Annotated in this window: 12 protein-coding genes; 5 read left to right on the top strand and 7 right to left on the bottom strand. The window is 70.3% G+C overall.

Annotated features, from left to right (window positions below):
* Complete coding sequence (locus BJ988_RS07910) at positions 1–1,608, bottom strand: ABC transporter substrate-binding protein (RefSeq protein ID WP_179657528.1); 1,608 nt, start codon at positions 1,606–1,608, stop codon at positions 1–3.
* 43 nt (positions 1,609–1,651) lie between these two features.
* Positions 1,652–3,040, bottom strand: coding sequence for a serine hydrolase domain-containing protein (locus BJ988_RS07905; protein WP_179657527.1), 1,389 nt, complete (start codon positions 3,038–3,040; stop codon positions 1,652–1,654).
* Positions 3,041–3,158: 118 nt separating this feature from the next.
* On the opposite strand from BJ988_RS07905, the gene BJ988_RS07900 reads away from it, so the two are divergent.
* On the top strand, positions 3,159–4,619 hold the full coding sequence (locus BJ988_RS07900; RefSeq protein ID WP_218860666.1) for an amidohydrolase family protein: 1,461 nt from the start codon (positions 3,159–3,161) through the stop codon (positions 4,617–4,619).
* Positions 4,620–4,655: 36 nt separating this feature from the next.
* On the opposite strand, the gene BJ988_RS07895 is transcribed toward BJ988_RS07900, so the two are convergent.
* Positions 4,656–5,288 (bottom strand): TetR/AcrR family transcriptional regulator, encoded by a 633-nt coding sequence (locus BJ988_RS07895; protein ID WP_179657525.1) that lies wholly within the window; start codon positions 5,286–5,288, stop codon positions 4,656–4,658.
* Between the two features lie 139 nt (positions 5,289–5,427).
* Here BJ988_RS07895 and BJ988_RS07890 point away from each other — a divergent pair, with 139 nt between their 5' ends.
* Genes BJ988_RS07890 through BJ988_RS07880 form a run of 3 tightly spaced genes read left to right on the top strand, consistent with a single transcriptional unit; the run spans position 5,428 to position 8,943 of the window.
* Complete coding sequence (locus tag BJ988_RS07890; RefSeq protein WP_179657524.1) at positions 5,428–6,210, top strand: SDR family NAD(P)-dependent oxidoreductase; 783 nt, start codon at positions 5,428–5,430, stop codon at positions 6,208–6,210.
* Between the two features lie 2 nt (positions 6,211–6,212).
* Positions 6,213–7,346, top strand: a complete 1,134-nt coding sequence (locus tag BJ988_RS07885) for a DUF5938 domain-containing protein (RefSeq protein WP_179657523.1) — start codon at positions 6,213–6,215, stop codon at positions 7,344–7,346.
* Positions 7,347–7,356: 10 nt separating this feature from the next.
* A complete protein-coding gene (locus BJ988_RS07880; protein ID WP_179657522.1) occupies positions 7,357–8,943 on the top strand; it encodes an AMP-binding protein in 1,587 nt (528 codons plus the stop codon).
* On the opposite strand, the gene BJ988_RS07875 is transcribed toward BJ988_RS07880, so the two are convergent.
* Genes BJ988_RS07875 through BJ988_RS07860 form a run of 4 tightly spaced genes read right to left on the bottom strand, consistent with a single transcriptional unit; the run spans position 8,918 to position 12,333 of the window.
* Positions 8,918–9,457: a pyridoxamine 5'-phosphate oxidase family protein gene (locus BJ988_RS07875; RefSeq protein WP_179657521.1), complete on the bottom strand. Its 540-nt coding sequence runs from the start codon at positions 9,455–9,457 to the stop codon at positions 8,918–8,920. The two genes, BJ988_RS07880 and BJ988_RS07875, sit on opposite strands and share 26 nt — an antisense overlap.
* 52 nt (positions 9,458–9,509) lie before the next feature.
* Positions 9,510–9,914, bottom strand: a complete 405-nt coding sequence (locus tag BJ988_RS07870) for an acyl-CoA thioesterase (protein ID WP_179657520.1) — start codon at positions 9,912–9,914, stop codon at positions 9,510–9,512.
* A complete protein-coding gene (gene fahA / locus BJ988_RS07865; RefSeq protein ID WP_179657519.1) occupies positions 9,911–11,113 on the bottom strand; it encodes a fumarylacetoacetase in 1,203 nt (400 codons plus the stop codon). Before fahA ends, BJ988_RS07870 begins: the two co-directional genes overlap by 4 nt.
* Complete coding sequence (locus BJ988_RS07860; protein ID WP_179657518.1) at positions 11,110–12,333, bottom strand: homogentisate 1,2-dioxygenase; 1,224 nt, start codon at positions 12,331–12,333, stop codon at positions 11,110–11,112. Before BJ988_RS07860 ends, fahA begins: the two co-directional genes overlap by 4 nt.
* A 106-nt stretch (positions 12,334–12,439) precedes the next feature.
* Between BJ988_RS07860 and BJ988_RS07855 the strand changes: the two genes are divergently transcribed.
* Entirely contained in the window at positions 12,440–12,835 is a 396-nt protein-coding gene (locus tag BJ988_RS07855) for a hypothetical protein (protein WP_179657517.1), read from the top strand.
* Positions 12,836–13,240 lie beyond the last annotated feature (405 nt).

The raw sequence follows: 13,240 nt of genomic DNA, 5'->3' as shown, positions 1-13,240 counted from the left end.
TCAACCCAGCATCCGGATGCTGGTCGGGACCACGTTGCCCACGATCTCGAGCTCGGCGCCCTGGGAGAAGAAGGGCAGCAGGTTGTTGGCGAACGGCACCACGTCGTGGGCCTCGAACAGGCTCGCCTCCGCGGCCAGCCAGTCCGCGCAGCCCTCGGCGCCGTTCTTGCTCATCGCCGTCTTCACCGCCGCGTCGTAGTCGGGGTTGGCGATGCCGGCGAAGTTGTTGCCGCCCTCGGCAGGTCCCGGCCCGGAGAGGAACGGAACGATCTGGTCGGGGGTCTGGACGTTGATCGGCACCCAGGCGACGTCCCAGTCACCGGTGCCGAAGATCGCGGTCTGGATCGCGGTCTGGTCCAGGGACTTGGCGGTGGCGTCGACGCCCACCTTCTTCCAGGCGGCCACGGCCAGCTCGGCCGCGGCGGTCCCGGCCGCGCCGATCGAGGAGTCGTGGAGGACGGTGACCGCCAGCGGCTTCCCGTCCTTGGTCCGGACCCCGTCCGCGCCTGCGGTCCAGCCGGCCTCGTCGAGCGCCTTCTCGGCGGCAGCGACGTCGTTGTCGGGGACGTTGCCCTCGACCGAGGAGCCGGTGCAGCCGGCCGGTGCGACGACGGCGAGCTGGGTGGCCGGACCACCCTGGCCGGCGGTGATCACCTTCTGCAGCTCGGCCAGGTCGAGCGCCTGGGTCAGCGCCGCGCGCACCGCGGGGTCGGCGGTCGGATGGCCCTCGGCGTGGTTGTACCACTGCTCGCCGACCACAGCCTGGGCGTCGACGCGACTGACCTTCGCGGCGTCGAGCCGGGCCGCCTCCTGGCCGGGTATCGAGGCGGAGTTCAGGTCTCCGGAGAGCAGCTGGTTGGCCGCGGTGGTGCTGTTGCCGACGACCTTGGCCTCGATCGTGGCCGGGGTGCCCTTGGCCGACGTCTTGGCGCCGTCGGGGCCCCACGCGTAGCCCTCGCGGACCTCGTAGACGTAGCGGTCACCGGGGACGGCTTCGGTCAGCGTGTAGGGACCGGTGCCCGCGGTCCCGGCCTTCAGGCTCGCCCGGTCCTTCAGACCGCTGTCGCAGACCATCGGGAGGTTGGCGAACGAGGCGAGCACGAACGGGGCGGGAGCGGCGAGGGTGACCGTGACGGTCTGTCCGGACGCCTTCGCGGTGGCGCCGGCCGGGATGAACACGCCCAGGAACGGGCTCTGGTTCTTCGGGTCCTCGACATAGCTGATGTTGTCGGCGACGGTCTGCGCAGTGAACTCGGTCCCGTCCGAGCAGGTCACGGCCTCCTTGATGTCGAAGGTGACGGTGGTGCCGTCCACGCTCCACTTCTCCGCGAGCTGCGAGGACACCTCGCCCTCGGCGTCGACGCTGACCAGGGAGTCGTACGCGAACCTGGTCAGCTGGAGCAGCGTGCCGCCCACGCCGCCCTGTGGGTCGAGGGCGCCGGGGTCTGCGGCGAGAGCCATCGTGAAGGTCTGGCCATCGGCGTACGCCTTCGCCTCGCTGCCGCCCGAGCCGGAGCCGCACGCGGCCAGGCCGGCGGTGGCCAGGGAGAGGGTCAGAGCCAGAGCGGCTGGTCTCAGAAGGGCTGATCGGGAGCGGTGCGGCTTCATGGGGCGTACCTCTTCTTGTGCAGCTGCTCGGGCAGGGGGATGGTCAGTCGGCGCGTGCGACCACGCGGCCGTAGTGGACGTACTTCGCCTTGCCGTCCGTCTCGCCGATGAAGGCGAAGACGACATGGATGCCGCGGACGGGCTCGGCGGCGATGAAGGAGTCCCCGTCGAGGTGGACGAGGGAGAACCGCATCGGCTGCTCGCCGATCTCGGCGATGACGTCCTTGGGGGTGCGGTCGAGGACGAGCCGGCCGGTGCCGTCTTCGGTGACCTCGATGTCGTAGATCGTGTCCGCGTAGCGCCCCAGGAACCGGCCGACGTCGACCTTGCCCGGGACGACCGGCGGGGTGGGCCGGTCAGGAAGACGTACGCCGCCGAGCTCCTCGAGCAGACGCGCGACGGTCGCGTTGAAGAGCCCGAAGACCTCGCCGCCGTTGGTGAGCAGCGCGACGGCCAGCCCCTGCTCCGGCACGACCCGGAGGAACGCGGCCTGCCCGATGGTGCCGCCGTCGTGGGCCACGACCGCGTCTTGCGGGGTGTCGAAGAGCTCCCAGCCCAAGCCCCAGGCGTCGCCCATGCCGGCGAGCAGCGGCAGGTCGACCTGGCGCTCCCGCATCGCCTCGACCGCCGCAGCGGAGAGCACCTGGGTCCCGTCCGGCGCGGTGCCCTGGTTCAGGTGCATCCGCACGAACCCGAGCAGGTCGCCCGCGGTCATCGCGAGCATCGAGCCGGCCGGTGCGTTGGAGCGGGCCAGCGCCCAGGTGGGTGCCGCCTCCGGGGCGCCGTCCGCGCCCGGCATGTGGCCGGTGGCGGCGCGGCGCAGGATCGCCTCGTACGGGCTCGGGGAGACGCTCGCGAGGCCGAGCGGCCTCGCGATCCGGTCGAGGAGCACCTGGTCGTAGGGCTGACCACGGAGCACCTCGACCAGCCGGCCGAGCACGACGAATCCGGTGTTGTTGTAGGAGAACGTCTCGCCGGGCGCGAACAGCTGCGGAAGGTCGCTCAGGGTGGCGACGTAGCGCTCGACCGCGTCCTCGCCGCGGCCGGTGTCGGTGAAGATGTCGCCCTCGAAGCCGGCGGTGTGACTGAGCAGCTGCCGGGTCGTGATCACCTCGCCCGCCGCCCGGTCGCCGATGACGAGCTCGGGCAGGTGGTCGCGCACCGGCCGGTCCAGGTCGAGGAGCCCCTCGTCGACCAGCTGCATCACCAGCGTCGTGGTCCAGACCTTCGTGATCGAGCCGATCTGGAAGACCGTCTCGGTGTCGACCTCGACCCCGGTGGCCAGGCTGGTCGTGCCCGCGGCGGCGGTGATCACCTGGTCCCCGACCAGTACGGCGATCGAGGCGCCGGGCACGCCGTGCTCGGCGACGAGGTCGGCGAAGCTCTCCTGCAGGAACCGGGCAGCATCCGGGCGGGTCGGGTCGTGGGGCATGCTGAAACGGTAGGGAGTCGCGGGGGCATGCGTGTTCGTCCCATCGGACAGTCGAGCGGCCGTGCTGTTGTCCGATCGCACAATGGCCCGCGGTGGCCGGCGACGGTTGGATGGCCGTGTGCTGATTCTCCGCGGAGGCCTGGTGGCCGACCCCCGAACAGGGACAGAGCAGGTGGCCGACGTCGCCGTCTCCGACGGGTCCGTGGTGGCCGTCGGGAGCGTGCCCGAGGACCCGACGGCCGAGGTGATCGACGTGACCGGGCTCGTCGTCGGCCCGGGGTTCGTCGACCTGCACAGTCACGTCCACTCGATCGCCGGGCAGCGGCTCCAGGCGATGGACGGAGTCACGACCACCCTCGACCTGGAGGCCGGGCTGCTCCCCATCGAGCTCGCCTACGCACGGGCCGCGGCCGACGGCCGGGTGCTCCACTACGGCTTCTCCGCCTCCTGGGGCGACGCGCGCGCCGTCGCCCACCTGGGGATGGCGCCGGAGGCCGACCTGGCGGCCTCGTTGGCGATGCTCGGCGACCCGGCCTGGCAGCGTACGTCCTCGGCTGCGGAGCGGCGGGCGTGGCTCGACCTGCTCGAGGCGGAGCTGGCCGCGGGGGCGCTCGGGATCGGCGTGCTGATGGGCTACGCCCCGCGATCGGACCCTGCCGAGTTCCTCGACGTCGCCCGGTTGGCCGCCCGCACCGGCACCGCGACCTTCACCCACGTACGCGAGATCGTCGAGGCCGACCCGACCACCCCGGTCGACGGGGCCGAGGAGATCACCCGCGCCGCCGCCGAGACGGGCGCGCGGATGCACCACTGCCACGTCAACAGCACCTCCCGGCGCCACGTGGACCGTGTGCTCGGCCTGCTGGAGAGCTCGCGCGCGGCCGGGTCGGACGTGACCGTCGAGGCCTATCCGTACGGCGCCGGCTCCACCGCGATCGGCGCGTTCTTCCTCGCCCCAGAGCGCCTCGGTGCCTGGGGTCTGGTGCCGTCCTCGATCACGATGGTCAGCACCGGCGAGCGGATCGCCTCGGTCTCGCGCCTGGCCGAGCTGCGCGCCACGGATCCTGGAGCCGTCTGCGTGGTCCACTTCCTCGACGAGGACTCCCCCACCGACAACGCGATGCTCCAACGCGCCCTCGCCTTTCCGGACGCGATCGTGGCCAGCGACGCCATGCAGGTCGAGTGGCCCGGCGGCGTCGTCGACACCCGCGAGTGGCCGCTGCCGCCGGGTGGCCAGACCCACCCCCGCACCGCCGGCACCTATGCCCGCTCGCTGCGCCGCATGGTTCGCGAGATCGGCGCCTGGACCTGGCCGGAGGCCTTCCGGCGCTGCGCCTACCTACCGGCCCAGGTGCTCGCCCCGTTCACCCCCGCGATGCGCACCAAAGGTTATCTGGCCCCCGGCGCCGACGCTGACCTCGTGGTTCTCTCCCCCGACCAGATCACCGACCGGGCCACCTACCTGGATCCGACCCGGCCCTCGACGGGCGTGGTCCATCTCCTGGTCGACGGCACCTTCGTGGTCCGCGACGGCGCGCTCGACGCCACCGCCTATCCCGGCCGGCCCGTGCGCCGCTGACTTCCGAAGGCGCCGATGCACCGATGGCCGGTCGGGCTACGCCTTCGGCGCCAGCAGCATCGGCATCAGCTCGACCACCCGGGCCCGCAGGTCCTCCAGGACACCGTCACGACCGTTGAGATAACCCAGCAGAGCCTGCTGGAAGATCCCGTCGAACATCCCGTACGCCACCGGCGAGGCGATCGCTGGCTCGACCCCGGCGAGCTCGGCATAGCGGCCCAGGACCCGGGCGATCATGTCCTCCAGGCTCTGGTCGATCTGGGTGACCGCCTCACGCAGGCTCTCCTCGAACATCGACTGCGAACGCAGGTCGTACCAGAGCCGGTGCATCGGGGCTTCCTCGACGATGGTCTCGACGAGCTTGTCGCCGAACCGCTCGGCCAGATCGTCGGGTGAGGTGGCCTCGGCCACGACGCCGTCGTAGCGGTGGACGCAGGTCTGCTTGTAGTAGCGCACGCAGTAGACGATCAGCTCGAGCTTGTCGTTGAAGTAGTAGTGCACGACGCCGTGGCTGAACTCGGAGTTGTTGGCGATCTCGCGCAGGCTGGCCCGTGCGTAGCCCAGCTCCCCCAACGTACGCAGGGCCGACTCGGCGAGCGCCTTGCGGCGTTCGTCGTGCTTGTCGGCGGGCGTGCGGCGAGGCGCCTTCGGGGCGGCGACCTGGGTCATGGGCCGAAACGATACCCCCTTCAGCGCCCGTCTCGGGCCGGCCTGACCCATTTTCTGGTCAACTGTCAAAAGAAATCTTGACACTCGTCAAGATTCACGGTTGTCTGTGAGCCACATCACAGCGACGAAGGAGTCACAGATGACCGATCTGAGCGGACGGACAGCGCTCGTCACCGGCGGGGCCCAAGGCCTAGGCGAAGGGATGGCCAGAGCGCTCGCCGCGGCCGGCGCGAAGGTCGCCGTCGCCGACGTCAAGGACGAACAGGGCGCCAAGGTGGCCGAGTCGATCGGTGGCACCTTCGTGCACCTCGACGTCACCGACGACTCCTCCTGGGAGGCGGGCGTGGCCGCCGCGGTCGACGGCCTCGGCGGGCTCGACATCCTGGTGAACAACGCCGGCGTGGAGGTCACCAGCCTGATCACCGAGCTCGACCCGGCAGACGTGAGGAAGATGCTCGAGGTCAACGTGCTCGGCACGGCCCTCGGCCTCAAGCACGGCCTGCGTACGATGCGGCCCGACGGCGCCGCCGGCAAGGGCGGCGTGATCGTCAACGTCGCTTCGGTCGCGGCCACGATCGCCTTCCCCGGCATCTCGGTCTACTCCGCCACCAAGAGCGCCGTGGACCGGCTCACCCGGGTGGCGGCGATGGAGAGCGGCAAGCTCGGCTACGGCGTCCGCGTCAACTGCCTCTACCCCGGCCTGGTGCCGACCGAGATGGGCGCCGGACTGGCCAACGACGTCGCCCAGCTCGGCCTCTTCGAGTCGGCCGAGGCTGCCGTCGGCGGGGTCATCGAGCTGACGCCGTCGGGGCGCCTCGGCACCGTCGAGGACATGGCCAACGCGGTCGTCTTCCTGGCCTCCGACCAGGCGGCCTTCGTCAACGGCGTCGGCCTCGCGGTCGACGGCGGAATGGGGATGTGACCATGAGCGACAACAAGCCCGTCGTCGTCTACGGCGCCTCCGGCTACACCGGCCGGCTGGTCTGCGAGTACCTGCGCGAGCTCGGGGTGCCCTTCGTGGCCGCCGGCCGCTCCAAGGAGAAGCTGGTCGCCTCGATGGCCGCCAACGTCCCCGGCATCGAGACCGCCGACTACGAGATCGCCGAGGTGGAGCACTCCGTCGAGGCGCTCACCGCGCTGTTCACCGGCGCGAAGGTCGTCCTCAACACGGTCGGCCCGTTCTCCCAGTACGGTCCCGCCGTCGTGGAGGCCGCGCTGGCCGCGGGTGTCCACTACACCGACACCACCGGTGAGCAGGACTGGCTGATCACCTGCGACGAGACGTACGGCACCGCCTTCGCGGACAAGGGGCTGCTGCTCGCGCCGGGGATCGCACAGATGTACACCACCGGCGAGATCGCCGCCGAGATCTGCCTCGAGCAGCCCGGCCTCGACACCCTCGACATCGCGGTCTTCTGGGGAGGCTCCCCGACGATCGCGTCGACCCGCACGATCCTGGTCAACGCGGCCACCTCCAAGGCGCACTACCTGGAGCAGAACGCGTACGTCGAGTTCGACCCCGCCGGCGGGCTGGTCCCGCTGGTTGTCCCTGGCCAGCACGAGCTCGCGCTCTCGCTGCCGTGGGGCGGGACCTCGCACCCGGTCTGGTATCGCCGCGACCCGAAGGTGGCGAGCTGCAAGGCCCAGGGCGGCGTCTTCAACGCCGCGCTGATGCACGGAGTGCCGCAGATCGTCGCCGCTGCCCTGGAGGCGACCAAGGACATGGACGCCGAGCAGCGTGACGAGGCGCTGACCGCCACGGCGGCCCAGGTGATGAGCGAGATGCCGCCACGGGAGAACCCGCGGCTCAACAAGTCGCTCGACTCGGTGCACGCCTCCGGCCCGCTCGGCCGCGCGCACTGCGTCATCCACGGGAACCAGAACTACAAGCAGACTGGGCTGCTGCAGGCGTACGCCGCCTACTCGCTGTTGCAGCTTCCGCCGCGCCGGGTTGGCTTCGCCTCGGGCTGTCAGGCCTTCGGCCACCGCGAGCTCCTCGGTCAGCTGCAGGCGTTCGGACTGGTCGCGGAGCCGGTCGTCACCCGGCAGCGCAGCTGAGGAGGAACGGATGCGACTCGTCGACTACCTGGACAAAGGTGCCTCTCTTGGAGGGGATGCTCCCTGTCTCGTCTGCGGCGAGGACACCTGGTCCTACGCCGAGGTCGTCGATCTCTCCAACCGCGTCGCCGCGGGCCTTCGGGGCCGCGGCGTCGCGCCGGGGGCGAAGGTGGCGATCCTGTCGGCCAACGACCCGGTCGCCTTCGCCTCCGTGTTCGGCATCAGCCGCGCAGGGGGCGTCTGGTGTCCGATCAACCCACGTAGCGAGGCCGCGGAGAACCGGGAGCTCCTCGAGCTCTTCGGCTGCTCGGCGCTGATCTTCCAGGCTTCCTTCGCCGGGCTGGTCGACCAGATCCGGTCGGACCTTCCGGAGCTGACGACGCTGGTCTGTCTCGACGGCTCCTTCGAGTGGGCGCTGACCTGGGACGAGTTCGTCTCGGGGTCTGAACGGAGCGGCCCCGAGCCTGACGAGCTTGCCGAGCCTGTCGAGCCCGTCCGGGCACACGAGCCCCCTGGTGCCGACGACCTCGCGATGGTCGTCGGCACCGGGGGAACCACCGGGAGCCCCAAGGGGGTCATGCTCACCGGCACCAACCTGGAGACGATGTCGGCGATCACCCTGATGGCCTACCCCTGGCCGGGCGCGCCGGACCGGCCGACCTACCTCGCGCTCGCACCGCTCACCCACGCCGCCGGGGTGCTCTGCTTCCCGGTGCTGTGCCTGGGCGGCAAGATCGTGGTGATGCGTACGCCCGACGTCGGCGCCTTCCTCGAGCACATCGAGCGGGAGCAGGTCACCCACACGTTCCTGCCACCGACGCTGATCTACCTGGTGCTGGACCATCCGGCGCTGCCGTCCTCGGACCTGAGGTCGCTGCGCTGCTTCTGGTACGGCGCGGCGCCGATGTCGTCGACGCGGCTGGAGGAGGCGCTCACCCGGATCGGGCCCGTGATGGCGCAGCTGTTCGGGCAGACCGAGGCGCCCATGATGATCGCGACCATGGCGCCGGCCGACCACTTCCACAGGGACGGGACCGTCGCCACCGAGCGGCTCTCCTCGGCCGGCCGGCCGGCACCGCTGGTGACCGTGTCGATCATGGGCGAGCGTGGCGCGCTGCTCGGCTGCGGGGAGCGTGGCGAGATCGTCGTACGCAGCTCCCTGGTCATGCGCGGCTACCTCGACAACCCCGAGGCCACCGCCGAGGCGAGCGCGCACGGCTGGCACCACACCGGTGACATCGGCTTCCTCGACGAGGACGGCTTCCTGCACATCGTCGACCGAGCCAAGGACATGGTCATCACCGGCGGCTTCAACGTCTACTCGACCGAGGTCGAGCAGGCGCTGATGACCCACCCCGCCGTCGCCGACTGCGCCGTGGTCGGCCTGCCCGACGAGAAGTGGGGCGAGCGCGTCACCGCCGTCGTCCTCCCCCGGCCCGGCGCCGAGGTCGACGTCGCCGAGCTCAAGGCGTACGTCAAGGAGCGGATCGGCTCGGTCAAGACCCCCAAGCAGATCGAGGTGTGGCCGGACCTGCCGCGCTCGAAGGTCGGCAAGGTGCTCAAGACCAAGATCAAGAAGGAGCTGATTGGGCCGTAGGCGCTGAGTCCCTCGGGAACGTGGAGGCTTCGGCTGCGTACGCCACCATCCAGCTCGGTTCGATGGTGGCGTAGACGACGCCCGGCCCGTCCCAGGCCTGCGGGTCCGAGCCGTAGTACTCGGTGAAGTAGGCGTTGTAGTCCTCGAACTCCGGTCCCTCGGAGACCACGTGCGCCTTGCCGTGGGTGAAGACGCCGATCCGCTCGCCGTCGACGTGGGTCGCGCTCACCGCCGGCCGGGCCAGCATGTGCTTGGCCTTGGCGGCGGTGGGAGCGGTCCCGAACAGCCAGCGACCGTGGCGGAAGTGGCCGTCGACACAGCTGGTCCGCGGCTCACCGGCCGCGGTCACGGTGGCCAGCACCAGCACCTTCATGCCCGTCAGCTCGGTGACGAGCTGACGGGCATCGAGGCGGCTCTCGTCGCTGACGATTCCGGTCAGATGGCTGTTCGCGCGGCCGATCGAGGCGTCCAGGAGGCGTTGCAGGTCGGCGATCTCTTCTTCTGTCTCGTGCACATCAGAAGTCTGACACCGCCGATCCCGGAGCGCTTGACCGTTCTTGCGCAGCTCACCGGATCGCGGACGGTCCGATCGCGTCCACGATCTCCGGCGGGATGGCGATCGACCCGGAACCGTCGGCTGCGACGACCACGTAGACGATCGACACCGCACAGGTGACCTCCTCGCCCCTGCGGAACTCGAACTCGAGCGTGAAGCTCTTGGTGCCGATCCGGGTGGTGCGCACCGGCACCTGGACCTTGTCCCCGAAGCCGATACCGGCCTTCCAGTCCAGGTCGGCGTGGGCGAGATGGACGTCGACACCCAGCTCCTGCCAGCGGGAGTACGGCCACCCGCGAGAGTCGATGAAGTGGTTCATCGCCTCGTCGGCGTAGCCGAGGTACCAGCTGTTGAACATCACCCCCTGCATGTCGATCTCGTAGTAGCGGGGCGAGAACTCATAGACCGTCGTCATGAGCGCTCCTTCGCCGGCAGGATCCGCCCGCTGACCTCGCCGAGCGCGATCCGACCGCCGCCCGGGGCGGGCGCGGTCGCCGTGATCGTGACCTCGTCGCCGTCCTCCAGGAACGTACGCACCGAACCGTCCTCCAGCTTGAACGGCTCGGCCCCGGACCAGCTGAGCTCGAGCAGCGAGCCGCGCTGGCCCGGCTCGGGTCCGCTGATCGTGCCGCTGGCGAACAGGTCGCCGACGCGCAGCGAGGCGCCGTTGGCGGTCATGTGCGCGAGCATCTGCGGGGCGGTCCAGTACATCGTGGCGTACGGCGGCTCGGAGACCAGCGACCCGTTGAGCCGGACCTCGAGGGCGAGATCGAGCGCCCAGGGCTCCAGCGCGGAGTCGTCCAGGTAGCCGGCCAGCGGAACGTCTCGTTCCGGGGGCCGGACCCGCGCCGCCTCGAGCGCCGCGAGCGGCAGCACCCACGGCGAGATCGAGGTGGCGAACGACTTGCCGAGGAACGGGCCCAGCGGGACGTACTCCCAGGCCTGGATGTCGCGCGCGGACCAGTCGTTGAGGAGCGTGATCCCGAAGATGTGGTCCGCGGCCTCGGCGAGCCGGACCGGCTGGGACATCTCGGAGCCGACGCCGACCACGAAGCCCAGCTCCGCCTCGATGTCGAGCCGGATCGAGGGGCCGTCGACGATCCCGTCAGGGGTCTTCCGCAGCCCGGTCGGCCGGACGACGTCGGTGCCGGAGACCACCACGGTGCCGGAGCGGCCGTGGTAGCCGATCGGCAGGTGCTTCCAGTTGGGCGTCAGCGGCTCGGAGTCGGGGCGGAACATCTTCCCGACGTTGCTCGCGTGGTGCTCGGAGGCGTAGAAGTCGACGTAGTCGGCGACCGTGAACGGCAGCAGCAGCTCGGCGTCCGCGAGGGGCACCAGGTGGGGTCGCACGTCGGTCTCGCAGGCGGGGTCACTGAGCAGCCGGGTCACCTCCGCGCGTACGTTCCTCCACACCTGGGGTCCGGCCGCCAGCAGCCCGTCGAGGCCGCCTTCACAGTGCTCGGCGAGACCCGGCGCCGCGGCGGCGACGTCGAGCACCAGGTCACCGATCCGCACCCCTAGCCGCGGGGTCGCGTCGGTGGTGGTGCGGAAGGTGGCGTACGGAAGCGCTTCGAGGCCGAACTGGCTGTCGTTGATGTCCAGCCACGTCGTCACTTGCGACCCCCTGCCCAGGTCCAGGCGTACTTGCCGTCGTCGACCGCAGAGCCGGCCTCGCCGATCTCGAGCGGCCGGAAGGTGTCGACCATGACCGCGAGCTCGTCGAAGAACTCCGCGCCGAGGCTGCGCTCCATGGCACCCGGCTGAGGCCCGTGGGCGTGGCCACCGGGGTGGAGGGTGATCGAGCCGATCCCGATCCCGGATCCCTTGCGGGCCTCGTAGTCGCCGCCCACGTAGAACATGACCTCGTCGGAGTCGACGTTGGAGTGGTAGTAGGGCACCGGCACCGCGAGCTCGTGGTAGTCCACCTTGCGCGGCACGAAGTTGCAGATCACGAAGTTGTTGCCCTCGAAGACCTGGTGCGCGGGCGGCGGCTGGTGCACCTTGCCGGTGAGCGGCATGTAGTCGGCGATGTTGAAGACGTAGGGATAGAGGCAGCCGTCCCAGCCGACGACGTCGAACGGGTGGTGCGGGACGACGTGGATCGTGCCGGCGATGCCGCCGGCACCCGGGCCGCGGTGCTTGATGTAGACCTCGACACCTTCGGCTCCCTCGGTGGAGCCGGTCGAGAGCTCCACGGTCTGCGGCTCGGTCGGGAGCCGGAGGTCGCGCTCGCAGTAGGGGGCGTGCTCGAGGAACTGGCCGTAGCGGGAGAGGTAGCGCTTCGGCGGGGCGATGTGGGAGTTGGCCTCGATCGCGTAGACCCGCAGCGGAGCGTGGCCGGTCGGCTCCCAGCGATGGGTGGTGGCACGCGGGATCACCACGTAGTCGCCCTCACCGACCTCCAGGTTCCCGAAGACGGTCTCCACGACGCCGCTCCCGGCCTCGACGTAGACACACTCGTCGCCGATCGCGTTGCGGTAGAGCGGCGAGGTCTCCCCCGCCACCGCGTAGTGGATGCGTACGTCGCCGTTGCCGAGCACCAGCCGGCGCCCGGTCACCGCGTCCTGACCCCTCCAGTCCTCATCGGAGACGAGGTCGTGCAGCCCGAGGTGGATCGGGCGCAGGGGGTGGTTGGGTGTCGTGCCGTGGTCGGGCAGGTCCCAGATGCGTACGTCGGTCACCGCCGAGGGGATGTAGCGGTGGTAGAGCAAGGAGGAGTCCGAGGAGAACCCTTCCTCTCCCATGAGCTCTTCGTAGTAGAGGTTCCCTTCTCCGTCGCGGTGTTGGGTGTGCCGCTTGGGCGGGATGTGCCCGCGCTGTTGGTAATGCGCCATGCCCCGGATCGTACGTGACCTCGCCCACACCGATCACCGGGGCCGAACGTCCCGAATTCGTCTTAGATACCTCCAGGGGCATGACCTGCTCCCCTAGGCTCCAGAGATGCCCTCCGAGACTCCCGAGACCCTCTTCGTGCCGCATGCACGAGGGCGTCTCCTGCACGTCCGGACCTGCCCCCAGCTTCTCGGTCTGGACGCCCCGGTCCCCGCCACCGCAGCGCAGATCGAGACGCTGGGAACGTGCGCGTGGTGTGCGAAGGAGCTCTCCGAGGAAGGCCGACGATACTTCGACTCCGTCGAGCAGGCGGTACGCACCCTCGACCCTTCCGGCGACGCTGTTCGGCCTACTGAGCGGGCGTTGGGCGGGGTCGACTACGACCTCATCTGGGTTCCGCCCAGCTACTCCTATATCGCTGTCGGGGACAAGGAGCATGCGGTCGCCTGGATCGGGCGAGGGTGCGTCATGCACGAGGATGGGCGGCTCATCGACTTCGGGTGAACCTGGAGACGCCGGTGGTCGAGCTTGTCGAGACCTCCCTGCTCCCGCTGGTCGAGCTCGTCGAGACCTCACCCCGCTGGTCGAACTCGTCGAGACCTCCCTGCCCCCGCTGGTCGAGCTCGTCGAGACCTCACCCCGCTGGTCGAGCCTGTCGAGACCCCCTCGCCCCCGCTGGTCGAGCCGCCGGAGCCGCTAGGCGGAGGCGTGTCGAGACCAACACAGTTCCCTGCCGGAACGTCCCACCCCAAGGCCGGACAGGGCCGCCGACCCGACTTCGAGGGTCTTCTCGACCTGCCCCGGAGTCAAGGACGGCCTACGGCCGCCGGCTCCGCCGGCCGCTTACGCGGTCCTTGACACCGGACCACGTCGAGAAAAAATTTGGCTGGCTATCGGGGCGGCGGCCCG

The organism is Nocardioides panzhihuensis (genome assembly GCF_013408335.1).
Lineage (GTDB): Bacteria > Actinomycetota > Actinomycetes > Propionibacteriales > Nocardioidaceae > Nocardioides > Nocardioides panzhihuensis.
This window is presented reverse-complemented; position numbering and strand designations above follow the sequence as displayed.

Coding starts and splice junctions, on each gene's coding strand:
- BJ988_RS07870 (WP_179657520.1), bottom strand. CDS start 9,914: ATGACGACGGTCTATGAGTTCTCGCCCCGCTACTACGAGATCGACATG.
- BJ988_RS07885 (WP_179657523.1), top strand. CDS start 6,213: ATGAGCGACAACAAGCCCGTCGTCGTCTACGGCGCCTCCGGCTACACC.
- BJ988_RS07890 (WP_179657524.1), top strand. CDS start 5,428: ATGACCGATCTGAGCGGACGGACAGCGCTCGTCACCGGCGGGGCCCAA.
- BJ988_RS07905 (WP_179657527.1), bottom strand. CDS start 3,040: ATGCCCCACGACCCGACCCGCCCGGATGCTGCCCGGTTCCTGCAGGAG.
- BJ988_RS07910 (WP_179657528.1), bottom strand. CDS start 1,608: ATGAAGCCGCACCGCTCCCGATCAGCCCTTCTGAGACCAGCCGCTCTG.
- BJ988_RS07880 (WP_179657522.1), top strand. CDS start 7,357: ATGCGACTCGTCGACTACCTGGACAAAGGTGCCTCTCTTGGAGGGGAT.
- BJ988_RS07860 (WP_179657518.1), bottom strand. CDS start 12,333: ATGGCGCATTACCAACAGCGCGGGCACATCCCGCCCAAGCGGCACACC.
- BJ988_RS07895 (WP_179657525.1), bottom strand. CDS start 5,288: ATGACCCAGGTCGCCGCCCCGAAGGCGCCTCGCCGCACGCCCGCCGAC.
- BJ988_RS07855 (WP_179657517.1), top strand. CDS start 12,440: ATGCCCTCCGAGACTCCCGAGACCCTCTTCGTGCCGCATGCACGAGGG.